We start from the raw sequence: 23,110 nt of genomic DNA, 5'->3' as shown, positions 1-23,110 counted from the left end.
GGAACACATCATGACTGCACTCCGCCCTATCCTGCTCCTTCTGACCGCACTCAGCCTCCCAACTGCTTTTGCCGCTGATGCCGCGTTGATGAGCAAAGGACAAAAAATTTACGAAACCAACTGCGCCGCCTGCCACGGGAAAAAAGGCGAAGGCCGGGGTGCCATGTTCCCGCCTTTATTCCAGTCCGACTATATTAATAAAAAACCGCAAGTGCTGTTGCAAAGCATGACCAAAGGCATCAACGGCCCGATTAAAGTAAACGGCAAATCCTACAACGGCTTTATGCCTTCTACCGCCATCAATGATGCCGATGTTGCCGCCGTTGCCACTTACATCATGAACGCCTTTAATAATGGCGGCGGTACGATTACTGAAACAGATGTCAAAAAATCTCACGGGAAAAAATAAAACGTCTCTCCCCTAAAGGCCGTCTGAATATTTCAGACGGCCTTTTCTGTACGACACATTTTTGTTTCTATATTTATGGTTACGTAACATCAACAAACATACGCAAAAAACCGTCAAACCGAAAAAAAGCATATGCGTTTTGTGTTAAAGTAAACATTATTTATCGGCTGTTTTGCGTCCAGGCCGTCTGAAAGGTTTTATGTCATGAACTTTTTCCGCAAGACTGTTTTATTTTTAGTCGTCCTCTCCATATTTGCCGCCTGCGGCTCCTTTATTTCCCAATACGTTTTGGGCATGAACCCGTGCGTATTGTGCATCCTGCAACGCTTGTGCGTATTGGCAGTCGGGCTGTTGGCCATTGTTACGGCATTCAGTTCTCAATCTTCCAAATTTGCCCGCTCGCTCTCGGCATTGTTGATTGCCACTCCGGCCGTTTACGGCGCCGGTGTCGCCGCCTATCAAATTTGGCTGCAAAGCCTGCCGCCCGGCACCGCCCCTTCTTGCGGCGCACCTTGGACCTTCCGCCTGCGCGACTGGCCTTTGTTCGATTGGTTTGAACCTATCGTCCGCGGCTTTGGCAACTGCGCCGAGCCGGACTATCTATTCGGCGTCGCCCTACCGGTGTGGAGTATTTTGTATTTCAGCTTCGTGGTATTGCTGCTGCTTTGGGCTTGGTTGAAAACCAGAAAAATCTGATTGGTTTCGATATAAAAAGGCCGTCTGAAATTTCAGACGGCCTTTTGTTCTTTAAACTGTTTAGTCCAGATTCAACACGGCAGAAGTGTAAACGTCTTGTACGTCGTCCAAATCTTCCAATGCGTCAATCAGTTTTTGCATCTTAACCGCATCTTCGCCGCTCAATTCAGTTTCGTTTTGGGCGCGCATGGTAACGTCGCCGTCAACAGATTTGTAGCCTGCGGCTTCCAAAGCCGATTTCACACCGGCCCAGTCGTTCGGCGCGGTAATCACTTCGATGGAACCGTCGTCGTTGGTGATGACGTCTTCCGCACCGGCTTCCAAAGCTGCTTCCATCAGCGCATCTTCGTCAACGCCCGGTTCAAACACCAAATAGCCTTGATGAACGAAGTTGAACGCTACGCAGCCGTCGGTACCCAAGTTACCGCCGTTTTTAGTGAACGCATGGCGCACATCGGCAACGGTACGGGTTTTGTTGTCGGTCAGACAGTCCACCATCAAAGCCGCGCCGCCGATGCCGTAGCCTTCGTAACGCAACTCGATGTATTCCACGCCTTCCAGATTGCCCGTACCTTTGTCGATGGCACGTTGCACGTTGTCTTTAGGCATATTGTTTTCAGCGGCTTTTTCCAAAGCCAGGCGCAGGCGCGGGTTCGCGCCGGGATCGCCGCCGCCCATGCGGGCAGCAACGGTAATTTCTTTAATCAGACGGGTGAAGATTTTGCCGCGTTTGGCATCTTGTCGGGCTTTTTTGTGTTGGATATTTGCCCACTTACTATGGCCTGCCATGTTGATTCCTTTCGTTTTTTCACGCGCTGAGGCGGAATTTGCTTCATTTGTAAGGCGTGCATTTTATCATAAGTTGCCTTTAGCCAAAATATTCAGACGGCCCGAATATTTGCAAAAACAGGCCGTCTGAAAACAAAGAAACTTTTTTAAATAAAGAAGCACATTTGCGGCAAACCTTTGTCAGTTTTTCGTTTTAATTCACGAAGGTTTACGGTATGATGACAAAATCGGTCAAAATTGTTAACAACTTAACCGGTATCGAATGGCAAAACGGCCTGCTCGCCGATATTGCCAAACGCGAAAAATGAGTGGGAGTAGTTACCCGTATCATTTTATTTTTATTGTTTTTATTAAAGGTTTTATTATGGAAGAAATATTGTCTGCTCTGGTGGGTGCAGTCAATCTGGTTCTTTGGGACTACCTGCTGATTTATGCCTTAATCGGTATTGGCCTGTTTTTTACCCTGTACTTGGGCGCGCCGCAAATTACCAAATTGGGGGCGGGTTTTAAAGCCGTTTTCGGCGGCTTGTTCAGCAAAAAAGACAAAGACCACGAAAGCAAATCCCTGTCTCAATTTCAAGCGCTTGCCGTAGCGATTTCTGCGCAAATCGGTACCGGTAACGTTGCCGGTGTCGCCACTGCGATTACTGCCGGCGGCCCGGGGGCCATTTTTTGGATGTGGTTGTCTGCCATTCTGGGCATGTCTACCATTTTTGCAGAAGCCGTTTTGGCGCAAAAATACCGCGTGGTCAGCCACGGCAAATACATCGGCGGCCCTGCGTTTTACATCACGCACGGCCTGACCCCGAAAATCGGCCGTGGCGCGGCGCGTTTCCTGTCCGGCTTTTTCTCCATCGCCTTGATTATCGCGCTGGGTTTCATCGGCAACGCAACCCAATCCAATTCCATCGCCTCGGCCATGAATTTGGCTTTCGATATTCCTCCGATGGCTGTCGGCATTGCTTTGGCGGTATTCGCCGGCCTGATCATCATCGGCGGTATCAACCGCATTGCCGGTATCGCGCAATTTGTCGTGCCGTTTATGGCGGTAATTTACATCTTGTGTGCCGTGATTATTTTGTTCAAATTCTCCGACCACATTATCCCGATGTTCCACAGTATCTTTGTTGCCGCCTTCAATCCCGAAGCGGTATTGGGCGGTGCGGCCGGTATCGGTATGCGCGAGGCAGTCCGCTTCGGCGTGGCACGCGGCCTGTTTTCCAATGAGGCCGGTATGGGTTCGACCCCGCACGCTCACGCGACCGCCAACGTCAAACACCCTGTGCAACAAGGTATGGCCGCGTTTATCGGTATTTTTATCGATACGCTGATGGTCTGCACGGCAACCGCGCTGATTATCCTGCTGACCGATGCCAACCTGTCCGGCGAAACCGGCGCAGCAGTTACCCAACTGGCGTTTAACAAAGCCTTCCCGGGTTTTGGTTCACAATTGCTCGCCGTCTGCCTGACCTTCTTCGCCTTCACCACCATCATCGGCTGGTACTACTTCGGCGAATCCAATATCCGCTTCCTGTTCCGCGGCAAACACTTGGGCATCTACCGCGCACTGGTTTTGGTGGCCATCGTATTGGGTACATTGGGCAAAGTGGATTTGGTTTGGAGTATGTCCGATATGTTCAACGGCTTTATGGTTTTGCCGAACTTAATCGCCCTCTTCCTGCTGCGTAAGGAAATCCGTGCGGTTTATGACGATTATCTGGCGCAAACCAAAGCCGGCAAAGAGTTGACCTACAACTACGAATTCCACGAATTCCACGACAAAAACCCAGATTAACGACAAACAAAAACCTCTCAGTCAAACTGAGAGGTTTTTTATTTCAGGCCGTCTGAAACTACAACACATAAAAATAAATACTGATAAATTGCGTCAAACTGCCTGCTAAGACAAACAAGTGCCAGATACCGTGGCCGTGGCGGATTTTCGTATCGTTGATAAACCAATAAATCCCCGCGCTATACAATACGCCGCCCAACACCAGCCAAAATAATCCACCAGCCGAAAGCGACTGTATCAGCGGCCATACCGCCACCACAATCAGCCAGCCCATCAACACATAAATCACCATCGACAGCAGCCGCTTCTCGCTTTTGCGCCCAATTGTCAGTTCCTGAACAATGCCTAGCAAAGCCAATCCCCAAGACACGCCGAAAAGCGACCAGCCCCAGCCGCCGTGAAGGGTAATCAGCGTAAACGGCGTATAACTGCCTGCAATCAAAAGATAAATCATACAATGATCAACCTTTTGCAAAATCGCCTTGGCCTTAGGCTGCGGAATACTGTGATATAAGGTTGAACCCAAATACAGAAGCAGCAGGCAGATTCCGTAAGTCAGTGCACCGGCAATCCGATAGCCGTCCGCCGATTCCACCGCTTTCACCAGCATCAGCACCAACGCCGCCACTGCCAATAAGAAACCGGCCAAATGGCTGTACGCATTAAATCTCTCGCCGTGATACATAAACCATTCTCATTTCTAAAAGACCAAAGTGTACGCGAAGACAGAGGCTTCGTCAGAGAAATCGGTTTAAAAATAAGTTAAAGCGCAAAGGCCGTCTGAAAAACACGGCCTTGCAATATAACAAAAACATCTTTGCAACAAACAAACCATTCTTTCCCTTTTTCAGACGGCCTCACTAAAGTATCGACTATCGCCAAGGTTGCAAAGAGAGAAAAAATGTCCATCCAAAACCACCACCTCGACTGGCTCGAAGCCGAGTCTATCTACATCATCCGCGAAGTCATTGCCAACGCCCAAAATCCGGCCTTGCTGTTTTCCGGCGGCAAAGACTCAGTCGTATTGCTGGCGCTTGCCGTCAAAGCCTTCCAAATCGAAGGCCGTCCGCTGAAGCTGCCGTTCAAACTCCTGCACGTCGATACCGGCCACAATTACCCCGAAGTCATCCAATTCCGCGACGACACAGTCGCGCGTACCGGCGTACAACTTGTGATCGGTAGCGTAGAAGAATCCATCCGCAAAGGCAGTGTCGTCTTGCGCCGCGAAACCGATTCTCGCAACGCCGCCCAAGCCGTTACGCTGGTTGAAACCATTGAAGAACAAGGCTTTGATGCGCTAATGGGCGGCGCTCGCCGCGATGAAGAAAAAGCGCGCGCCAAAGAACGCATCTTCTCTTTCCGCGACGAGTTCGGCCAATGGGATCCTAAAAACCAACGTCCTGAATTATGGTCGCTCTACAACACACGCCTGTTCCAAGGCGAAAACATGCGCGTATTCCCGATTTCCAACTGGACGGAATTGGACATCTGGCAATACATCGCACGCGAAAAACTCGCCCTGCCGCCGATTTATTACACCCACAAGCGCGAAGTTGTCGAACGCAACGGCCTGCTCGTTCCCGTTACCCCGTTGACCCCAAAACGCGAAGGCGAAATTGCCCAAATCCGTGATGTCCGTTTCCGCACCGTCGGCGATATTTCCTGCACCTGCCCTGTTGCCAGTACCTCCGCCACGCCCGAAGACATCATTGCTGAAACCGCCGCCGCAACCATTTCCGAACGCAGCGCCACGCGCATGGACGACCGCGTATCGGAAGCGGCAATGGAAGAACGCAAAAAACAAGGCTATTTCTAAACCGGTTTTTCAGACGGCCCATATATATTTCAAACCCGAACAACACGGCAAAACCATCTGCCCCTGCCGTGTTGTTTGCTTTATTATTCTTGCAAATATCATTTAACAACAAAAGCTTAATTAAAAATCCTTACCAAGCGACAAACAATAAAACATAAACAAACATGGTATAATAAACGCTTACAGGCAGAGATTTAGACAAAAGTCTCAGGCCGTCTGAAGGAGGAAAAACATGAATCGACGCGTTTATATCGTACATGGCTTTGAAGGCAATCCGCACGGCAACTGGTTTGACTGGCTTTGCGCCCAAATCAAAAGCACCGGCGCACAAGCAATCTCCCTCGCCATGCCCAATCCCGACAAACCAAGCACGACCGCGTGGCAGTTTACCCTTGACCAGCACATCGGCAAGCCCGATGCCCATACCTTCCTAGTCGGCCACAGTCTCGGCTGCATTACCCTCCTTCACTTTCTCAGCCGCCAACAGCCCCAAAAAATCGGCGGTCTGTTGCTTGCCGCCGGTTTTGCCGATACGCTGCCACCCCTGCCTGCGCTTGATGCCTACATTAAAGCAGCGTCGCCCGATTTCGACATCCTGCGCAAAATCGACATGCCCAAACACTGTCTGGTTTCCGACAACGACACCCATGTTCCGCCCGAACTGACTTTGGACATGGCGGCCAAACTCAAAAGTCCTGTTACCCATATTCCCGAAGGCGGCCATTTGATGGCTTCGGACGGCTTTACCCAACTGCCGCAGGCTTGGGAAGCACTGAAACCCATGTTGACCGAATAAACACGCAATATAATTTGGTTTTCAGACGGCCTTGTCTGTCTCCCCTCCCCACGACAGGCCGTCTGAACGACAATAAAAAAACAACCTGCCCTTTCAAGCAGGTTGTTTCTTTTTATGCCTTATTGACAGCAAATTTAATATTGCACCGTCCATTCAATCTCACCGCCGGCCCTCATCGGTACAAGCTCACCATCGCCGTAAGGTACGCTGATAGGTACGGTTTGTGTTTGTTTGACCAATGTGATGGTATCGGTATTTTCAGGCAGACCGTAGAAGTGCGAACCGTTTCTAGAAGCAAAGGCTTCCAGTTTGTCCAACGCGCCTGCTTTCTCAAACACTTCAGCATAAAGCTCAATGGCAGTCATCGCGCTGAACATACCGGCACAACCGCAAGCATTTTCTTTGGCAGTTTTGGCATGTGGTGCAGAATCCGTGCCGAGGAAGAATTTGTGCGCCTTATCACCGGTAACGGCGGCAACCAAAGCCTGACGGTGGGTTTCGCGTTTGAGAACCGGCAGGCAGAAATGATGAGGGCGCACGCCGCCGACCAAAAGGTCGTTGCGGTTGAGCAGCAAGTGTTGCGGCGTCACGGACGCGGCCACATTATCGCCAGCTTCCAATACCAGTCGGGCTGCTTCGGCAGTGGTGATGTGTTCAAACACGACCTTGAGGTTGGGCACTTGCGCCAGAACCGGCTTCATCACGCGCTCGATAAAGGCGGCCTCGCGGTCGAAAATATCGATTTCGGGGTCGGTTACTTCGCCGTGAACCAAGAACAAAATACCCTGTTTCGCCATTTCTTCCAACACGGGAATTAGCTTAAACAAGTCGGTCACGCCGGAATCGGAATTGGTGGTCGCGCCTGCTGGATAGAGTTTGAAAGCCACGATACCGGCAGCCTTGGCTTCACGCACGAGTTCGGGAGTAGCGTTGTCGGTCAAATAAAGCGTCATCAACGGCTGAAAGGCACTGCCTTCTGGCAGGGCGGCCATAATGCGCTCTTTGTATGCTTGGGCATCGGCAATGCTGACAACGGGCGGCTTCAGGTTGGGCATGATAACCGCGCGACCCATTTGTCGGGCGGTGTAGGGGGCAACGGCTTTGAGCGCGTCACCGTCGCGCAGGTGTAAGTGCATATCGTCGGGGCGGATGATGGTCAGGGTTTGCATAGCTTACTTTCGAGTGGTTTGGTTTGATAATGTTTCAGACGGCCTTTATTCGGCGGTAACGGTTTCTATCGATTTGATGTTTCAATCGTCAACCGGCCTAAGGCAAAACGGCGGCCTTATTGTCGTAAGAATGATGGGTCAAATAAAAAACAGCCTGTACCGGAAAATGCTCGGACGACGTTGTTTTGACGGTCAGCAAGGTTTCTTTCGGACTGCCGGACGCGCGCCATGCGTAGGAAATCTGACGCATAGGCAACGGGGCTTCCGCCAAATTATCGGCACGCAACTCAGCGTTCAAACCTTGCGGCGGATTTTCTGCCAAAGCTAAAAATTGTTTGAAAATCAGATGGTCGTCGGCTTTAGCCGTGCGCACGCTGCAACTGTCTTCAGTCAGGCTCAAATAATAATCTACGCCGTTTTCCGTTTTCTTCCAAATGCTTAATGCCTCCAAATCCATCATTCCGGCAGGCAAATCGGCAATATCTTTTTTCGACAATAAAACCAGTTTGTTGGCATTGGCAAACTCGCCGACAAGGGCGGCATCGCCGTCTGAGGCCACGCAGCTTTGGCGGAACAAGTCGGTTACATTTTGGGCATAATCGGCAGCGTTCTGCGGCGAAACGCCTTCCTTGCCGCATGCACTCAGGCAGACGGCCAATACGGCGGCACACAACGCGACGGCTTTAGACATTTCAGACGGCCTTATTTGTGTTTCAACACCAGCTTGAACACGCCGTCGGCTTCGCTCGATTCCAACAAGACATGTCCGGTCTGACGGCAAAACGCTTCAAAATCGCCGGGCGCGCCGCCATCGGTAGCCAATACGGTCAGCACTTCGCCCTCCTGCATTTGCGCCAAAGCTTTTTTAGCACGCAAAATCGGCAGCGGGCATTTCAAACCGATGACATCCAGAGTTTGTGTATTCATGATGAAAACTCGTCATATTAATCAGAATTAACGTCAATTATACCGCACTTACTTGCACCCCACCCTGCAAGCCCATAAAATAAAGCCGTTTTTCACTTTGGAGCTGTCTATGCGCCGTTTTGCCCTTCTCGCTCTCAGCCTTGCCGCGACTCAAGCATTTGCTTTGGGTTTCAGCCAAAAGGATACGCTGACCAACACGCGTTATCAGGAAAGCCCTGAAGAAGTTGCCGCACGCGAATTTAAAGAACATAAAGCCGAGTTGCCGCCCTTGCCCGATACCCAATCGGGCGATTGGTTCGACCTCTATGTCAACGAAACCTACGGCAAGCAGCCCAAAATCCTGCTCAGCAGCCTGCAAATCATGCCTGCGCCGGACAACAGCATCCGCTATGTCTTGAACGTACGCTCCGACAAAGGCTACGACAACCTCTCCGTCGAAGGCCTCTATTGCGCCCGTACGTCCTTTACTTACAGTAACGACAAGCGTTCTTCTTACAAAGTATTCGCATACGGCGACACAGTAAACCACCGCTGGATCGAGCCGCGTAAAGGCGATTGGAAGCTGATCGGCAATGCGTTCAGCCGCAATGATGCCCTGCACACCGCCCTGTATCAGGCATTCTGTATCGACGGTATGCCGACAACGGTCGAAGGCTTGGTACAACGTTTGAAAGAACGCGGCGGCCGTCACGGCACAACACTGACCAAGCACGACAAATAAACCGCTTTAATCAACAAAAAGGCCGTCTGAAATTTTTCAGACGGCCTTGTCTTTCAAGACGGTTTAGAATTTGTGATACAGGCCCACAGAAGCGGCTTTTTGTTCAACGCCGCCTTTGTTGGCCGCAGTCAGACGGGTTTTGTTGCCGACTTTCAGATACGCCAGTTGAGCATTGATGCCGGTGCGTTTGCTGAAGGTGTATTGGCCGCCGATAACGACTTGGTCGAATTTATCCACCAATTTCTCGCCACTGTTCACGCCCTTGGCAGGCCAGCCGTGTGCGTAAGTAATGCGTGGGGTCACGTTGCCGAATTTGTAGCCGACAGTTACCGCTGCATCAACTACTTTCACGGCTTCCTCTTTGCCTGTGTCGGTAGTGATGTCACTACCCTTGTACTGATTAAAATCATCGGTGAAATAGCCTAAATATTTGTTGGCTGTCTCATGGCCTTTGGCATATTGTACGCCGCCGCCGACAAAGAGATTGTCTTTATCGTAATAAGTTTCGACTTTGGCGATTTGCGCCGCTTTGGCTTTGCTTGATTTGTCGGTGTACGCGCCGTTGTAGTGGCCGTAAGCCGCATTGGCGGTAAAGCCGTTTTTAGAGAAACTCACGCCGCCGGTGTATTGGTCTTTGGCCGCTTGGGTATGCGTGTATTTATCTGAAGGATTGCGGTTGTCGCGCGGTGCGTAAGACACGTTGAATTTGAATCCGCCGAAATCCGGGCTGTCGTAGCGTACAGCGGCGTTGCGGTTGCCGGTACGGGTAAAGATGCCCAAGCCTGCGGCATTGGTTTTGTACATCCATGGATCGATGGTGTCCATTTCATTCAGCATATTGCTGAGTTTACCGGCGCGAATCTTACCGAAGTTACCTTGCAGGCCGATGAAGGAGTCCCGAGTGGCAAAACCTTGGGAACCGCCGGTAATGGCCGTTTTTTGTTCTACCTGCCAAATGGCTTTCAAATCGCCGCCCAAGTTCTCGCTGCCTTTGAAACCGATGCGGGAGGTATTGTCATTGATGCTGGTTGCGGTAGAGCTGGTTTCAGAACCTGCATCACCTTTGATTTTTACTTGACCGACGGTCACGCTACTTTTGATTTGACCATACAGAATCACTTCTGCAGATGCAGCCAGCGGCAAACCGGCAATAACCAAAGCGATAATCGATTTTTTCATTATTCTCTCCAAAACAAAGTTAAAATCTCGTGAAAACACGTTTAGCAATATTAATGTTTTCCAACGCTACAAACAACTACTTTCATCTTGATAAGCACTTTTATTTATTAGAGTTTAGACTTTTTACAACATTTTCAAATAAAACAGGCCGTCTGAAAGAAATTTCAGACGGCCTCTCCCATTCAAAGTCACTGCAAGGACAATCATCCCTCTTATTGCAATCATTTAATCAAAAATGATTGCTTGATAAATGTTTGCCATATATCAACCCAACATTCCCAAATTGCCACTATCATTAACTTTCTTCTTATGAAGAAGTTTTTTTATATCAATAATTTATTTGGTATAAATTTTTTCTTTTACCTAATATAAATAAACAGGAGCCCTTATGTTGAACAAACATCTCTTTTTATCTTTGCTAATGGCTGTCTCTACTGCAACGGTATCCGCCGAAACCCATCATGCACATTGGTCTTACACAGGTGAAAACGATGCTGCACACTGGGGCGATTTAAGTGAAGACTTTGCTGTCTGCAAAACAGGCAAACAGCAATCTCCTGTGGACTTCTCCGCAACAAAAGCAGTAAAAGGCAAACAACTGGCATACCGTTACAACGTCGCCGACTACAAAGTAGAAAATAACGGCCATACCCTTCAAGCCACGCCGCAAGGCAAGGCACAAACCATCGTGATTAACGGTAAAACCTATACCTTAAAACAATTCCACTTCCATACGCCGAGCGAACATACTTTCAAAGGCAAACATTTCCCGATGGAAGCGCATTTCGTCCATCAAGCCGAAGACGGTACTTTGGCGGTCATCGGCTCTGTATTTAAACCGGGCAAAAACAACCCTGCCTTGTCCGCACTCATTGCCAAAAAACTGAAAGCAGGCGAATCCGTAGATTTGAAAAACTTGAATATCCAAGCCCTGCTGCCTAAAGATAGCAAGTCATTTCAGCTGAAAGGCTCGCTGACAACGCCGCCTTGCAGCGAAAACGTGACTTGGGTTGTCTTAAAAACTCCGGTTCAGGCAGATGCGGCGCAGTTTAAAGCCATGCGCGACATTATCGGTGGCGAAAACAACCGTCCCGTACAACCTTTGAACGACCGCGAAGTCAATGAAGACAAATAACTTCTAAGGCCGTCTGAAAAGAAAAAAGCACCCGGATAACGGGTGCTTTTTCAATCACATCAATCAGGCTTTTTTGTTACCCAACGCGGCTTTCACAAACGCGCTGAATAAAGGATGGCCTTTGCGCGGATTGGAAGTAAATTCCGGATGGAACTGACACGCGAAGAACCAAGGATGATTTGGCAATTCGATGGTTTCAACCAAACGCTCACGGCCTGCGGATACGCCGCCGATGACCAAACCAGCTTTTTCCAACTGAGGCACATAGTTGTTGTTGACCTCGTAGCGGTGGCGATGACGTTCGCGGATATGTTCGCTACCGTAGATTTTTGCGGCAAGGCTGCCCGGTTTGAGGTCAACTTCTTGCGCACCCAAACGCATGGTACCGCCCAAATCGGCAGATTCGTCACGGGTTTCTACGCTACCGTCTGCAGTTTGCCATTCGTCAATCAGGGCAACGACAGGCGCAGCGCATTTCAAGTCAAACTCGGTAGAGTTCGCACCTTTCAAGCCTGCAACATCGCGGGCGTATTCGATCAGGGCAATTTGCATGCCCAAGCAGATGCCCAAGTATGGTACGTTGTTTTCACGCGCATAGCGTACGGCGGCAATTTTGCCTTCCACGCCGCGTGAACCGAAGCCGCCCGGCACCAAAATCGCGTCCATGTCTTTGAGCATGGAAACGTCGCCATTGCCCTTCTCAATGCTTTCGCTGTCGACAAAGGTAATTTGTACGTCGGTTTCAGTGTGAATACCGGCGTGTTTCAGTGCTTCGATCAATGATTTGTAGGACTCGGTCAAATCAACGTATTTGCCGACCATCGCGATTTTGACGGTATGTTTCGGATTTTGAATCGCGTGAACGATTTTCTTCCATTCGGTCAAATCGGCTTGTTTGACATTCAGTTGAAGCTGCTCGGTAATGATGCTATCGATGCCTTGGTTGTGCAGCATTTCAGGGCATTCGTAAATGCTGTCCACATCGTAGCTGCCCACGATGGCGCGTTCTTCAACGTTACAGAACAAAGCAATCTTACGGCGCTCGTCCGCAGGCATTTCTCTGTCCATACGGCAGATCAGGATGTCCGGTTGTAAACCGATGCTCAACATTTCTTTAACGGTATGCTGGGTCGGTTTGGTTTTGATTTCGCCGGCGGCGGCAATGTAGGGAACATAGCTCAGGTGGGCAAACAATGTATTATTACGGCCGAGCTGGCTGCGCATTTGACGGATGGCTTCCAAGAAAGGCAACGATTCGATATCGCCGACTGTACCGCCGATTTCAACAATCGCCACATCATAACCAGCCGCGCCTTCATGGATACGGCGTTTAATTTCATCAGTAATGTGCGGAATCACTTGTACGGTACCGCCCAAATAGTCGCCGCGACGCTCTTTGGCAATCACGTTTTCATAGACTTGGCCGGTACTGAAGCTGTTGCGGCGGGTCATGGTGGCGTTGATGAAACGCTCATAGTGACCAAGGTCGAGGTCAGTTTCCGCGCCGTCATCGGTCACAAATACTTCGCCGTGTTGAAACGGGCTCATGGTACCCGGGTCAACGTTGATATACGGGTCAAGCTTAAGCATGGTCACGTTCAAGCCACGCGACTCGAGAATAGTAGCAATAGAAGCGGCGGCGATACCTTTACCCAAAGAAGATACAACGCCGCCGGTTACGAAAATGAATTTAGTCATGATGTGATACCCATGTTGGAATGTGTGATTTTAACTTGAAGCAGCATATTCTGGCAAACGGCAAAAGCTTCAGGCCGTCTGAAAACAGCGTTTTCAGACGGCCTTATCATACTGAATCTATATATCAGCGCAGCTCGCGGCGCAGGATTTTGCCAACGTTGGATTTTGGCAACTCGTCGCGGAATTCGATGTCTTTCGGCACTTTATACGCCGTCAGTTCTTTGCGGCAGAAATCGATCAGTTCTTCCTTGGTCAAAGACGGGTCTTTGCGTACGACGAAGACCTTAATCGCTTCACCGGTTTTCTCGCTTGCCACGCCGATACAGGCGACTTCCAAGACTTTGTCGTTGCTGGCCACCACTTCTTCGATTTCGTTCGGATATACATTGAAACCGGATACCACAATCAAATCTTTTTTGCGGTCCACCAGCTTCAGCCAGCCTTTTTCATCCATCACGGCAATGTCGCCGGTCTCTAAAAAGCCGCGTGCATCGATTGCTTTGGCGGTTTCTTCAGGACGGTTCCAATAGCCTTTCATCACTTGCGGACCGCGTACCCACAATTCGCCCGGCTGTCCGATAGGCACTTCTTTGCCGTCCGCATCGCGTAATTCGACTTCGGTCGAAGGAACCGGCAAACCGATACCGCCGCTGTAAGCCTCGATATTCAAAGGATTGCAACACACACCCGGGCTGGCTTCGGTCAAACCGTAAGCTTCCACAATCGGCGTACCGGTGATTTTTTTCCATTTTTCCGCAACGGCTTTTTGCGTTGCCATACCGCCGCCCAAAGTCAGCTTCAAACGGGAAAAATCGACTTCGGCGAAATCCGGACGGTTGACCATCGCATTAAACAAGGTATTCACACCGATGAACACGCTAATCGGCTCTTTTTTCAATTCGCCGATAAACCCCTTCATATCGCGAGGGTTGGTAATCAGGATGATTTTAGAACCGGTATTCGCAAAGATCATCAGGTTTACCGTCAAGGCAAAGATATGATAAAGCGGCAACGCGGCAATAACCGTTTCTTTGCCTTCGTGCAGGCTGTTTTTAATCCATTCTTTTGCCTGCAACATATTGGCGCAGATATTGCCATGACTGAGGACGGCACCTTTTGCCAAACCGGTCGTGCCGCCTGTATATTGCAGCAAGGCAGTATCGTCACGTGTCAACTCGACTGGTTTGAACGTATTTGCTGCACCTTGCTTCAAGGCCGTCTGAAAAGTGATGGTATTTGGAATGCGGTATTCCGGCACCATTTTTTTCACTTTGCGGATGACAAAGTTCAGCAACGCGCCCTTAATCATGCCGAACATCTCGCCGACCGACGCGACAATCACATGTTTGATTTGCGTACGCGGCAACACCAGCTCCAGCGTATTGGCAAAGTTCTCCAACACGACAATCGTGGTCGCACCGCTGTCTTTCAACTGATGCTCCAACTCGCGCGGCGTATAAAGCGGATTGGTATTCACTGCCACCAAACCTGCCTGCAAAATACCGAAAAGCGCAATCGGATATTGCAAAACGTTCGGCATCATAATTGCCACACGCTCACCGCGCGGTAGTTTCAATACGTTTTGCAGGTAAGACGCAAAATCGGTCGCCAACTTGCCCACTTCGGCATAAGTCAGTGTTTTGCCCATATTTTGAAAAGCAGGTTTATCTGCGAATTTCTCGACACTTTGACGGAATACATCGCTGATGGAGCTGTATTGAGAGATATCGATTTCAGGGTTTACGCCTTGTTCGTAGCTTTTGAGCCAGAGTTTTTCCATATTGATCAGTCTTTTATTTAGTCGTTTTTTGAAATCGAGGCCGTCTGAAAGGCTTTATTCAATCTGCCGCTTCGTTTTCAGACGGCCCTTTTATTAAGCTGTAATAATGACAGGCTTGTCGGTGGACATGATGATACCGCCGCCCAAGCACACATCGCCGTCATACAGTACCGCAGATTGGCCTGGGGTTACTGCCCACTGCGGCTCGTCAAAAACAAGCTCGATGGTTTCATCATCTAAATAACGCAACGTACAAGGCGCGTCGGCCATACGGTAGCGCGTTTTGCAGGTATAGCGGCCTTCTTTCGGGCGTTCTGGCAATGTGAAGCTCAAATCGTTCATAACCAGGCTTTGCGTATAAAGCAAAGGATGGTCATGGCCTTGGACGACAATCAGTTCGTTTTTGGTCAAATCCTTGGCCGCAACAAACCACGGCTCGCCTGCGCCGCCGATGCCCAAGCCTTTGCGTTGGCCCAGCGTGTAAAACATCAAGCCGACGTGTTCGCCGACTACTTTGCCTTCAGGGGTCACCATTTTGCCATTATTGGTCGGCAGGTATTTTTGCAAAAACTCGCGGAACGGGCGTTCGCCGATAAAGCAGATGCCGGTACTGTCTTTTTTGGTTGCAGTCGGTAATTTGAATTCTTCGGCAAGACGGCGGACTTCAGGCTTCTCCAACTCACCCAATGGGAAAATCGAGCGCTCGAGTTGGAAAGGCTTGAGACGATATAGGAAATAGCTTTGGTCTTTATTTTGATCCAAGCCTTTGAGCAGGTAATGCACGCCGTTTCGAACTTCTTTGCGGGCATAGTGTCCGGTGGCAATGGTATCGGCGCCCTGCTCTATGGCATAGTCCAAAAAGCATTTGAATTTAATTTCGGCATTGCACAAGATATCCGGGTTTGGCGTGCGGCCTGCGCTGTATTCTTTGAGAAAATAGGCAAATACGTTGTCTTTATATTGCGCGGCAAAATTGACGATGTCGATGTCGATGCCGATGATATCGGCAACGGCAATGGCATCAAAGGAATCTTGTTTGATGCTGCAATATTCGTCGTTGTCGTCATCTTCCCAGTTCTGCATGAACACGCCGCTGATTTGATGGCCTTGCTGTTTGAGCAGGGCCGCGGTAACGGATGAATCGACGCCGCCGGAGAGGCCGACGATGATGTTTGCTGGTGTGTTGTGAGTATTCATGAGCGGAATGTGGGTTTTAAATACATTTTTTAAAGCGTGATTTTAGCACATTTTGATTTGACGACAGAAAAGGCCGTCTGCAAGCCCAACGACTTTCAGACGGCCTTTATATGCAAATTCAAGCAATTAGTGCTGATGTGCGCCACCGTGTGCGCCGTGATCATGCTGCATTTCGGCTTTAGGTGCGGTTTTCACTTCCAGCTCGACAGTTTGAGGTTTCGCGTTTTTGAATTTCAGGGTTACAGGCACTTTTTCGCCTTCTTTCAATTGTTTTTTCAGACCCATGAACATAACGTGGTAGCTGCCCGGTTTCAGCTCGGTTACGCCTTTTGCAGCCAAAGGCACGCCGCCTTTAACTTCGCGCATACGCATAACACCATTGTCGTTAATATGGGTGTGTACTTCAACACGTTCGGCAACAGGGCTGCTGCCGCCTACCAAGAAGTCTTGTTTGGCTTCATCGTTTTGGATTTTCATGAATGCGCCACCCATTTTCATACCTTCGACAGTGGCACGTGCCCAACCGTCTTCAATATGGATACCGGCTGCAGATACGGAAGTTGCCAAGCCTGCCAGAATCAGGGTTGCCATTAATTTTTTCATGTTTTGCTCCTTGTGTTTGCCAAATGGCTGGGATATACAGCCTTCATCTTACAACCAAAGGCCGCCTGAAAACTTTGATATAGATTAATTAATACTATCTAATCCTAACGAATTACTATATTACCACATTTTTAAGCAGTTAATGCAATAATCCAAACAATAAATAACATGAACAAAGCCATCAATTGCGCGGCCGAGCCGGCATCTTTGGCACGCTTGGCCAGCTCGTGTTTTTCAGTAGAAGTATGGTCAACGGCTGCCTCGATGGCGGTATTAAACAATTCGGTAATCAGTGAAATAAACGATGCGACAACAAGCACCATTTTGGTGACCGATCCGAAATCAAGAAACAACGCTAAGAAAATTAAAATCAGGTTCAACCAAAAAACTTGGCGAAATGCGCTTTCATAACGATACGCGGCAGCCAGTCCGTCTTTGGAATAACCAAACGCATTGATAATGCGCTTAATGCCGTTTTTACCTTTTTTTTCAGATGCGTAGGAAGATGGTTCCATCATATTCTCAACATAAAAAGGCCGTCTGAAAAGAAACGGTCGGGTCAATTTTCAGACGGCCTTTGGGTTTATTGTTTTGCCCAAGATGCTACGGCATCTGCAAACATAGCGGCAACGTTGAAATCTTTTTGCTTCATGATTTCTTGGAAGCCGGTCGGGCTGGTTACATTGACTTCGGTCAGGTTGTTGCCGATGACATCCAAACCGGCAAGCAAAATACCGCGACGCTTCAATTCAGGCGCAAGGGTTTCTGCGATCTCACGGTCGCGCTCGCTCAATTCCTGTGCCACGCCGCGGCCGCCGGCAGCCAAGTTGCCGCGCGTTTCTCCGTTTTGCGGAATACGCGCCAAAGCATACGGAACAACCTCTCCACCAATAATCAGAATGCGCTTGTCGCCATGTACGATTTCAGGAATATAACGTTGCGCCATGATGGTACGTGAATCAAGCTGCATCAGGGTTTCCAAAATACTGCCGATATTGGGGTCGGATTCGGTTAGGCGGAAAATGCCCATACCGCCCATACCGTCCAAAGGTTTGATAATGATGTCGCCGTGTTCTTTCAAAAAGGCACGGACATCGGCGGAACGTGTGGTAACCAAAGTCGGCGCGGTAAACTGGCTGAAGTTCAAAATAGCCAATTTTTCATTGAAATCGCGCATTGCCTGCCCGCTGTTAAATACTTTTGTACCCTGCTGCTGTGCCAACGTCAAAAACTGGGTCGCGTACAGATATTGCATATCAAACGGCGGATCAGTGCGCATAATGACCGCATCGAAATCTTTCAAGGCCGTCTGAACTTTTGCCTCTGATTTAAACCATTCGTGATCGTCATCGTTTTTCGCGCCGACAAACTCAAATGCCGCCACCTGAGCCACTACCAAGCCTTCACGGACGGACAATTCTCCGCTCAAGGTATGAAAAAGCTGCCAACCGCGCTTTGCCATTTCACGCATCATGGCGTAAGTAGTGTCTTTATAGGTTTTAAAACTTGCCATCGGATCGGCGATAAACAGGACTTTCATCAAAATTTCCTTGTAAACAGACGATATAATCATACCTTGTATTCGGCCCGCCTGAAAGGGTGGCAAAATATAGAAAAGGCCGTCTGAATCCTATTTTCAGACGGCCTTGAGGCTTTTAGGCGGCTGCCAAATGCAAGAGTTCGGCAGCATGGCTGCGTGTGGTATCGGTAATGATTTCGCCACCCAGCATACGCGCGATTTCCTCAATGCGCTGATGATGGTTCAAAACACTGATTTCGCTGACGGTTTGCTCCCCTTCGCTATGCTTGCGGACCTGCCAATGGTTTTCACCGCAAGAGGCGACTTGAGGAAGATGGGTTACCGCTAAGACTTGATGTTTTTTACCTAAGGCACGCAAAGCTTTACCGACCATTTCAGCAACGCCGCCACCAATACCGGTATCCACTTCGTCAAAAATCAATGTCGGCACTTGCGTGTATTGGCTGGCAACCACTTGCAAAGCCAAGCTGATACGCGCCAATTCGCCACCGGAAGCGACTTTGTTCAAAGGACGGGACGGATTGCCTTTATTCGCCGCTACTTGGAATTGCACCTGCTCCAGCCCATGTGCGGTCGGCGAAGACGGCAACAAGACGATGTCAAAACGTGCGCCCTTCATGGCCAAATGTTGCATATGCTCGGTTGTTTCTTCGCCCAAACGGCCGGCTGCCTGATGGCGCATGGCAGAGAGGATATGCGCGGCTTCATGGTATTCGGCAAGATTGCGTGCAACTGTATTTTCCAAGGCTTCCAAATCGGCAGCCGCGTGCAGGTTTTGCAGTCGTTCGTCGATTTCTGCCAGCTTTTGCGGCAACTCTTCCGGCTCAATGCGGTATTTCCGCGCCATGCTCATCAATTCGCCCATACGGCTTTCTTGTGCGGCCAATTCATTAGGATCGATGTCGCTGCGACCGGCCACATCACGCATATTGGCACTGATTTCACCCAATTCTGCTTCAATACTTGCCAACATATTCAGGCTCTCGGCAAAGCGCGGCTCAATGTTTTGCAGATTACCCAACAGTTTTTGGCATTGGTAGATTTGACGGTGGATGCCGTTATCTCCGTCTATGCTGTCGCCCACCTGCTCGGCGGTTTGCAGCAATTCGGCCGAATGCGCCAGACTGTCGTGGCTTTGGCTTAAGGTTTCCCATTCGTTGGGCTTAAGCTCCAATTGGTTCAATTCATTAAACTGCCATTCCAAACGCTCGCGCTCGATGGCCATGGTTTCTGCCTGCTCTTGCGCTTCTTGCAGGGCTTTTTTCGCATTGACCCAATTTTGATAAAGCTGTTTGACCGTTTCTGCCTGCTCTTTGCTGCCGGCAAATGCGTCCAACAACTCGCGTTGCGCAGATTCTTGATTCAACGAATGATGGGCATTTTGTCCGTGAATATCGATTAACTGCTCGCCAATAGCTTTCAGCTGCACCAATGTTGCTGCCTGATTATTGATATAACTGCGACTTTTACCCTTGGCATCGATAATACGGCGGATGCTGAGCTCTTCGGCATCTTCTTCCAAAAGGCCTTGCTCCTGCAGCTGCGCTTTCAGTTCAGGCAAACCGCTGATATCGAACAAAGCCGACAACTGCGCTTCTTTGGCGCCGCTTCGCACTTGACTGTAATCGGCTTTATCGCCCAACAACAGGCCAATCGCATCCAGAGTAATCGATTTGCCTGCGCCGGTCTCGCCCGTCAATACGGTAAAGCCGTTTTGAAAATCAAGATTCAGGTTTTCAACAATGACAAAATCACGCAAAGAAAGTGCCAACAGCATTGCAGTATTCCTTAGTAAATCACCCGCACTCATGCGGAATAGCTTTAGATAAGTTGATTATAACTAAGGTTTTTTATAGTTTAAATCAGATTTTTCTTATGATTTATCTAAGATATTTATTTTAAACAAATTATTTTTTAAGCGGGCAATAAAAAGGCCGTCTGAATATTGCTACATGTTCAGACGGCCTAAATTTATTTTACTCTGCCAGTTCTACTTGTTCATGCCCCATCAATTCCTGCCCTACTCCTGCAAGCAGGTTCAGATAACGCTCATACTGCTTGAGCATATCGGCAATCAATTCTTTTTGCGTCATATATTGCACATCGTATCCATCGCGCCCATCCGAAAAATACGTCAACGGTATGAACGTTGCTGCATATTTGAAATGAGGCAGGCTGTCTTCACGAATCAACTGGTCGGTAATTTCCCGCTTTACGGATTTAATCCCATAGACAAAATCCCTTACCGTCCCTTTATGCACCACCAGCTCCACCGACGGCTCATCCTGTTGCAACAGGCAACGGATTTCTACGTCCATATTGTATTTTTCGGTCAATTCGTTTTTCAATTCCTGCATTGCCGGAAGCGCCGTATTTTTCATAAATTTGATGATATCGACTTCCTGCGTCTGATTCATCATTTGGCCAAGGCGTTCCCTCCAATGATCGCCCGACCAGAAAATACTGCTCGGATTGACGGCGGTTGCAAAATAGTTGGCATCGTTGTTCAGGGCTTTCCACAAAGAAACCATCATAAAAATCATCAACACCGCAAACGGCAGAGACGCAATCAGGGTCATGGTTTGCAAAATAGGCAACCCCCCGGCACCCAGCAACACAATAGCCACAGCCGAAATCAACACACCCCACATAACCGATTGCCACTTGGGCGAAGCCAGCCCTTTATCGCGCGAAGCAATATTGTTTAGCACATAAATGCCCGAGTCGGCAGAAGTGATAAAAAACAGCGCAATCACCAGCAATGCCACCAAGCTGCTGATGACCGGCCACGGCAGATAATTCAAAAAGGCAAACAACAGTTTTTCAGGCTCGTTGGTCAAGGCAGACAACGCGCCGTTTGCCACATGCGTGTCCAGCCACAAGGCCGAATTGCCAAATACAGTAAACCACAAAATACTCATCAGGCTAGGCACTGCCAATACGCCAAAAATAAATTCGCGAATGGTCCTGCCTCGTGAAATTCGGGCAATGAACAAACCGACAAAAGGCGACCACGAACACCACCAAGCCCAATATAACACCGTCCAGCCGGTAAACCATTTTGTATGCTCAGGCTCGTAGGTATATGACTTAAAGCTGAACGAAACGAAGTTACTCAAATAAGTGCCCAAATTGTCGCTGAATGCGAAAATCAAATACGTCGTCGGCATATTAAACAAGACAAACAACAGCAATGACAGTGCCAATACCAAGTTGGTTTCACTCAAAATTTTGACGCCTTTGCCCACGCCCGAAGTTGCGGAAAATATGGCAATCGCCATCACAACAACGATAATGCCGACCTGCAAAACATAGCTGTTGTCCTGCACCCAGCCCATCTTCAACAAACCTGAACCCATTTGTGCCGCGCCAAATCCCAAGGTTGTGATAATACCGAACAAAGTCGCAATCAAAGCCATCACATCAATGGCATCGCCCATTTTGCCGTTGATTTTGTCTTTTAAAATCGGATAAAAGCAGGAGCGCAACGCCAGCGGCAATTTATAGCGGAAACCGAAATACGCCAAGGCAAGCGCAATGATTCCGTAGATTGCCCAGGCATGAATCCCCCAGTGGAATACCGTATGCAGAATCGCCTCTTGCGCATTGCCTTTGGCAATCGGGGAAGAAAAATGCGATAAAGGCTCGGCCACACCAAAAAACATCAAGCCCACGCCCATGCCGGCCGCAAACAGCATGGCCAACCATGATAAAAACGAAAACTCAGGTTCGTCCTCGTTTGTACCCAGCCTGATACTGCCGAAGCTGCTGATGGGAAGCGCCAATAAGAAAATAAGGAATACAGAGAAAGTCAGAATGTAAAACCAACTGACATTTTGAAAGATAAACTGCTTCATTGCATTTAACAAAGCCTCAGTATTTTGAGGCCAAACCAAAGCAGCTGACAAAAGCAAAAGGACGAAGAAAAGCGTAATACCGACCACGCTTGGATTGAAAGAAGATTTGTTTTGAATAAATTGTTTGAATTTCATATCGGTTCCGTAGTTGATACAGCGCATATTTGAAGAACAAACGGGCTGCCGATTGATAAAGAAAGAAACGTTTCCGTATGCCTTCTCAAACTATTACAGAATGAGAGATATTTATTCTAATAATTCTTAAATTATATCACAAAATCAATAAGTTATTAAAATAGATGAAAATTATATTTAAAATCATGATGTTATACAATAATAAAGGCCGTCTGAAACACGATTGTTTCAGACGGCCTTTACATTCAAATCAGTTAATCAGTCTGCTTCCTGATTCAACTGCTTCTTCAGCCTCCTCATCGCCTGTCGGCGGCGTTTCCATCAAATCAGGCAACACCAGCTCGCCCAATTCAGTCAGCGGCGGCAATTCTTCCAAACTTTCCAAACGCAAATCGCTTAGGAATGTTGCTGTTGTCGCCCACAAAGCCGGACGGCCGACAGAATCACGGTGGCCGATGACTTCAATCCAGCCCCTATCCTGCAAGGTTTGCATGACATTTTGCGACACCGCCACACCGCGTATGCCTTCAATATCGCCACGCGTTACCGGTTGCTGATAGGCAATAATCGCCAGCGTTTCCATCACGGCACGGGAATAACGCGGCGCGCGCTGCTCTTGCAGGCTGCCCAGTCGTTCAAAGGCGGCTTGGGCGATTTGGAAACGCCAGCCCTCATGGGTATGCACCAGTTGCAAAGCCCTGCCCTGCCAGCGGGCCTTCAGTTGCGCCAACACGTCAATCAGCTTGTCTTGCGACAACGGCGGCACGCACAATTCGCGCATGGCTTTTTCGTTTAAGGGTTCGACTTGCGTCAACAGCGCCGCTTCAATCAGCGCATCGGGAGAAAGTTTTTCAGTCATAATAAAATC

At 49.0% G+C, this 23,110-nt stretch carries 22 protein-coding genes; 7 read left to right on the top strand and 15 right to left on the bottom strand.

The window, feature by feature from the left end; genetic code table 11:
- The first annotated feature begins 10 nt into the window (after nt 1–10).
- Nucleotides 11–409 (top strand): c-type cytochrome, encoded by a 399-nt coding sequence (locus ACTHTG_RS03430; protein ID WP_049335521.1) that lies wholly within the window; start codon nt 11–13, stop codon nt 407–409.
- 204 nt (nt 410–613) lie between these two features.
- Nucleotides 614–1,105: a disulfide bond formation protein B gene (locus tag ACTHTG_RS03425; RefSeq protein WP_049335519.1), complete on the top strand. Its 492-nt coding sequence runs from the start codon at nt 614–616 to the stop codon at nt 1,103–1,105.
- Between the two features lie 60 nt (nt 1,106–1,165).
- On the opposite strand, the gene ACTHTG_RS03420 is transcribed toward ACTHTG_RS03425, so the two are convergent.
- Nucleotides 1,166–1,894 (bottom strand): YebC/PmpR family DNA-binding transcriptional regulator, encoded by a 729-nt coding sequence (locus ACTHTG_RS03420; RefSeq protein WP_049329917.1) that lies wholly within the window; start codon nt 1,892–1,894, stop codon nt 1,166–1,168.
- Between the two features lie 364 nt (nt 1,895–2,258).
- Between ACTHTG_RS03420 and ACTHTG_RS03415 the strand changes: the two genes are divergently transcribed.
- Nucleotides 2,259–3,689, top strand: coding sequence for an alanine/glycine:cation symporter family protein (locus tag ACTHTG_RS03415; protein ID WP_049335517.1), 1,431 nt, complete (start codon nt 2,259–2,261; stop codon nt 3,687–3,689).
- A gap of 58 nt (nt 3,690–3,747) precedes the next feature.
- On the opposite strand, the gene trhA is transcribed toward ACTHTG_RS03415, so the two are convergent.
- Nucleotides 3,748–4,374, bottom strand: coding sequence for a PAQR family membrane homeostasis protein TrhA (gene trhA, locus ACTHTG_RS03410; protein ID WP_049335514.1), 627 nt, complete (start codon nt 4,372–4,374; stop codon nt 3,748–3,750).
- 189 nt (nt 4,375–4,563) lie between these two features.
- On the opposite strand from trhA, the gene cysD reads away from it, so the two are divergent.
- Nucleotides 4,564–5,505 (top strand): sulfate adenylyltransferase subunit CysD, encoded by a 942-nt coding sequence (gene cysD, locus ACTHTG_RS03405; protein ID WP_079453679.1) that lies wholly within the window; start codon nt 4,564–4,566, stop codon nt 5,503–5,505.
- Between the two features lie 232 nt (nt 5,506–5,737).
- Complete coding sequence (locus ACTHTG_RS03400) at nt 5,738–6,301, top strand: RBBP9/YdeN family alpha/beta hydrolase (protein WP_049322739.1); 564 nt, start codon at nt 5,738–5,740, stop codon at nt 6,299–6,301.
- A 134-nt stretch (nt 6,302–6,435) separates the two neighbouring features.
- Here the strand turns inward: ACTHTG_RS03400 and pyrC are convergent, their stop codons facing one another.
- From pyrC to ACTHTG_RS03385, 3 genes are all read right to left on the bottom strand, one after another.
- A complete protein-coding gene (gene pyrC, locus ACTHTG_RS03395) occupies nt 6,436–7,470 on the bottom strand; it encodes a dihydroorotase (RefSeq protein ID WP_070504408.1) in 1,035 nt (344 codons plus the stop codon).
- 97 nt (nt 7,471–7,567) lie between these two features.
- The gene (locus ACTHTG_RS03390; RefSeq protein ID WP_070588346.1) at nt 7,568–8,161 is read right to left on the bottom strand and encodes an NMCC_0638 family (lipo)protein; all 594 of its coding nucleotides are present in this window, start codon (nt 8,159–8,161) and stop codon (nt 7,568–7,570) included.
- Nucleotides 8,162–8,172: 11 nt separating this feature from the next.
- Nucleotides 8,173–8,397, bottom strand: coding sequence for a sulfurtransferase TusA family protein (locus ACTHTG_RS03385; protein WP_003681929.1), 225 nt, complete (start codon nt 8,395–8,397; stop codon nt 8,173–8,175).
- Between the two features lie 109 nt (nt 8,398–8,506).
- Between ACTHTG_RS03385 and ACTHTG_RS03380 the strand changes: the two genes are divergently transcribed.
- Nucleotides 8,507–9,118 carry a CNP1-like family protein gene (locus ACTHTG_RS03380; protein ID WP_039862007.1) on the top strand — a complete coding sequence of 204 codons (612 nt, stop codon included), beginning with the start codon at nt 8,507–8,509 and terminating at the stop codon, nt 9,116–9,118.
- A 63-nt stretch (nt 9,119–9,181) separates the two neighbouring features.
- Here ACTHTG_RS03380 and ACTHTG_RS03375 read toward each other — a convergent pair whose 3' ends face one another.
- Nucleotides 9,182–10,297 (bottom strand): porin, encoded by a 1,116-nt coding sequence (locus ACTHTG_RS03375; RefSeq protein ID WP_004519454.1) that lies wholly within the window; start codon nt 10,295–10,297, stop codon nt 9,182–9,184.
- A gap of 388 nt (nt 10,298–10,685) precedes the next feature.
- On the opposite strand from ACTHTG_RS03375, the gene ACTHTG_RS03370 reads away from it, so the two are divergent.
- Nucleotides 10,686–11,432: a carbonic anhydrase gene (locus ACTHTG_RS03370; protein ID WP_004519452.1), complete on the top strand. Its 747-nt coding sequence runs from the start codon at nt 10,686–10,688 to the stop codon at nt 11,430–11,432.
- 63 nt (nt 11,433–11,495) lie between these two features.
- On the opposite strand, the gene ACTHTG_RS03365 is transcribed toward ACTHTG_RS03370, so the two are convergent.
- From ACTHTG_RS03365 to scpB, 9 genes are all read right to left on the bottom strand, one after another.
- A complete protein-coding gene (locus tag ACTHTG_RS03365; protein WP_004519451.1) occupies nt 11,496–13,130 on the bottom strand; it encodes a CTP synthase in 1,635 nt (544 codons plus the stop codon).
- A gap of 124 nt (nt 13,131–13,254) precedes the next feature.
- The gene (locus ACTHTG_RS03360) at nt 13,255–14,910 is read right to left on the bottom strand and encodes an AMP-binding protein (RefSeq protein ID WP_004519450.1); all 1,656 of its coding nucleotides are present in this window, start codon (nt 14,908–14,910) and stop codon (nt 13,255–13,257) included.
- A gap of 93 nt (nt 14,911–15,003) precedes the next feature.
- Nucleotides 15,004–16,107: a tRNA 2-thiouridine(34) synthase MnmA gene (gene mnmA / locus ACTHTG_RS03355; RefSeq protein WP_004519449.1), complete on the bottom strand. Its 1,104-nt coding sequence runs from the start codon at nt 16,105–16,107 to the stop codon at nt 15,004–15,006.
- Nucleotides 16,108–16,233: 126 nt separating this feature from the next.
- Nucleotides 16,234–16,710, bottom strand: a complete 477-nt coding sequence (locus ACTHTG_RS03350) for a copper chaperone PCu(A)C (protein WP_004519448.1) — start codon at nt 16,708–16,710, stop codon at nt 16,234–16,236.
- A 131-nt stretch (nt 16,711–16,841) separates the two neighbouring features.
- On the bottom strand, nt 16,842–17,225 hold the full coding sequence (locus ACTHTG_RS03345) for a diacylglycerol kinase (RefSeq protein ID WP_039862003.1): 384 nt from the start codon (nt 17,223–17,225) through the stop codon (nt 16,842–16,844).
- A 68-nt stretch (nt 17,226–17,293) separates the two neighbouring features.
- Complete coding sequence (gshB, locus tag ACTHTG_RS03340) at nt 17,294–18,250, bottom strand: glutathione synthase (RefSeq protein ID WP_039862001.1); 957 nt, start codon at nt 18,248–18,250, stop codon at nt 17,294–17,296.
- Between the two features lie 115 nt (nt 18,251–18,365).
- Nucleotides 18,366–20,027 carry a DNA repair protein RecN gene (recN, locus tag ACTHTG_RS03335; RefSeq protein ID WP_039861999.1) on the bottom strand — a complete coding sequence of 554 codons (1,662 nt, stop codon included), beginning with the start codon at nt 20,025–20,027 and terminating at the stop codon, nt 18,366–18,368.
- Nucleotides 20,028–20,226: 199 nt separating this feature from the next.
- Nucleotides 20,227–22,242 carry a BCCT family transporter gene (locus ACTHTG_RS03330; RefSeq protein WP_308538364.1) on the bottom strand — a complete coding sequence of 672 codons (2,016 nt, stop codon included), beginning with the start codon at nt 22,240–22,242 and terminating at the stop codon, nt 20,227–20,229.
- A gap of 250 nt (nt 22,243–22,492) precedes the next feature.
- Nucleotides 22,493–23,101, bottom strand: coding sequence for an SMC-Scp complex subunit ScpB (gene scpB / locus ACTHTG_RS03325; protein ID WP_004519443.1), 609 nt, complete (start codon nt 23,099–23,101; stop codon nt 22,493–22,495).
- Between the last annotated feature and the right edge of the window lie 9 nt (nt 23,102–23,110).

Source organism: Neisseria sp. P0017.S009, from assembly GCF_051957375.1.
Classification (GTDB): Bacteria; Pseudomonadota; Gammaproteobacteria; order Burkholderiales; family Neisseriaceae; genus Neisseria; species Neisseria perflava.
Note: the sequence above shows the minus strand (reverse complement) of the source record. Positions and strands in the feature narration are given on the sequence as shown.

What these genes read in the sequence shown, in the direction of transcription:
- ACTHTG_RS03430 (WP_049335521.1), top strand. Translation starts at nt 11, where the DNA reads ATGACTGCACTCCGCCCTATCCTGCTCCTTCTGACCGCACTCAGCCTC.
- ACTHTG_RS03425 (WP_049335519.1), top strand. Translation starts at nt 614, where the DNA reads ATGAACTTTTTCCGCAAGACTGTTTTATTTTTAGTCGTCCTCTCCATA.
- ACTHTG_RS03420 (WP_049329917.1), bottom strand. Translation starts at nt 1,894, where the DNA reads ATGGCAGGCCATAGTAAGTGGGCAAATATCCAACACAAAAAAGCCCGA.
- ACTHTG_RS03415 (WP_049335517.1), top strand. Translation starts at nt 2,259, where the DNA reads ATGGAAGAAATATTGTCTGCTCTGGTGGGTGCAGTCAATCTGGTTCTT.
- trhA (WP_049335514.1), bottom strand. Translation starts at nt 4,374, where the DNA reads ATGTATCACGGCGAGAGATTTAATGCGTACAGCCATTTGGCCGGTTTC.
- ACTHTG_RS03400 (WP_049322739.1), top strand. Translation starts at nt 5,738, where the DNA reads ATGAATCGACGCGTTTATATCGTACATGGCTTTGAAGGCAATCCGCAC.
- pyrC (WP_070504408.1), bottom strand. Translation starts at nt 7,470, where the DNA reads ATGCAAACCCTGACCATCATCCGCCCCGACGATATGCACTTACACCTG.
- ACTHTG_RS03390 (WP_070588346.1), bottom strand. Translation starts at nt 8,161, where the DNA reads ATGTCTAAAGCCGTCGCGTTGTGTGCCGCCGTATTGGCCGTCTGCCTG.
- ACTHTG_RS03385 (WP_003681929.1), bottom strand. Translation starts at nt 8,397, where the DNA reads ATGAATACACAAACTCTGGATGTCATCGGTTTGAAATGCCCGCTGCCG.
- ACTHTG_RS03380 (WP_039862007.1), top strand. Translation starts at nt 8,507, where the DNA reads ATGCGCCGTTTTGCCCTTCTCGCTCTCAGCCTTGCCGCGACTCAAGCA.
- ACTHTG_RS03375 (WP_004519454.1), bottom strand. Translation starts at nt 10,297, where the DNA reads ATGAAAAAATCGATTATCGCTTTGGTTATTGCCGGTTTGCCGCTGGCT.
- ACTHTG_RS03370 (WP_004519452.1), top strand. Translation starts at nt 10,686, where the DNA reads ATGTTGAACAAACATCTCTTTTTATCTTTGCTAATGGCTGTCTCTACT.
- ACTHTG_RS03365 (WP_004519451.1), bottom strand. Translation starts at nt 13,130, where the DNA reads ATGACTAAATTCATTTTCGTAACCGGCGGCGTTGTATCTTCTTTGGGT.
- ACTHTG_RS03360 (WP_004519450.1), bottom strand. Translation starts at nt 14,910, where the DNA reads ATGGAAAAACTCTGGCTCAAAAGCTACGAACAAGGCGTAAACCCTGAA.
- mnmA (WP_004519449.1), bottom strand. Translation starts at nt 16,107, where the DNA reads ATGAATACTCACAACACACCAGCAAACATCATCGTCGGCCTCTCCGGC.
- ACTHTG_RS03350 (WP_004519448.1), bottom strand. Translation starts at nt 16,710, where the DNA reads ATGAAAAAATTAATGGCAACCCTGATTCTGGCAGGCTTGGCAACTTCC.
- ACTHTG_RS03345 (WP_039862003.1), bottom strand. Translation starts at nt 17,225, where the DNA reads ATGGAACCATCTTCCTACGCATCTGAAAAAAAAGGTAAAAACGGCATT.
- gshB (WP_039862001.1), bottom strand. Translation starts at nt 18,250, where the DNA reads ATGAAAGTCCTGTTTATCGCCGATCCGATGGCAAGTTTTAAAACCTAT.
- recN (WP_039861999.1), bottom strand. Translation starts at nt 20,027, where the DNA reads ATGCTGTTGGCACTTTCTTTGCGTGATTTTGTCATTGTTGAAAACCTG.
- ACTHTG_RS03330 (WP_308538364.1), bottom strand. Translation starts at nt 22,242, where the DNA reads ATGAAATTCAAACAATTTATTCAAAACAAATCTTCTTTCAATCCAAGC.
- scpB (WP_004519443.1), bottom strand. Translation starts at nt 23,101, where the DNA reads ATGACTGAAAAACTTTCTCCCGATGCGCTGATTGAAGCGGCGCTGTTG.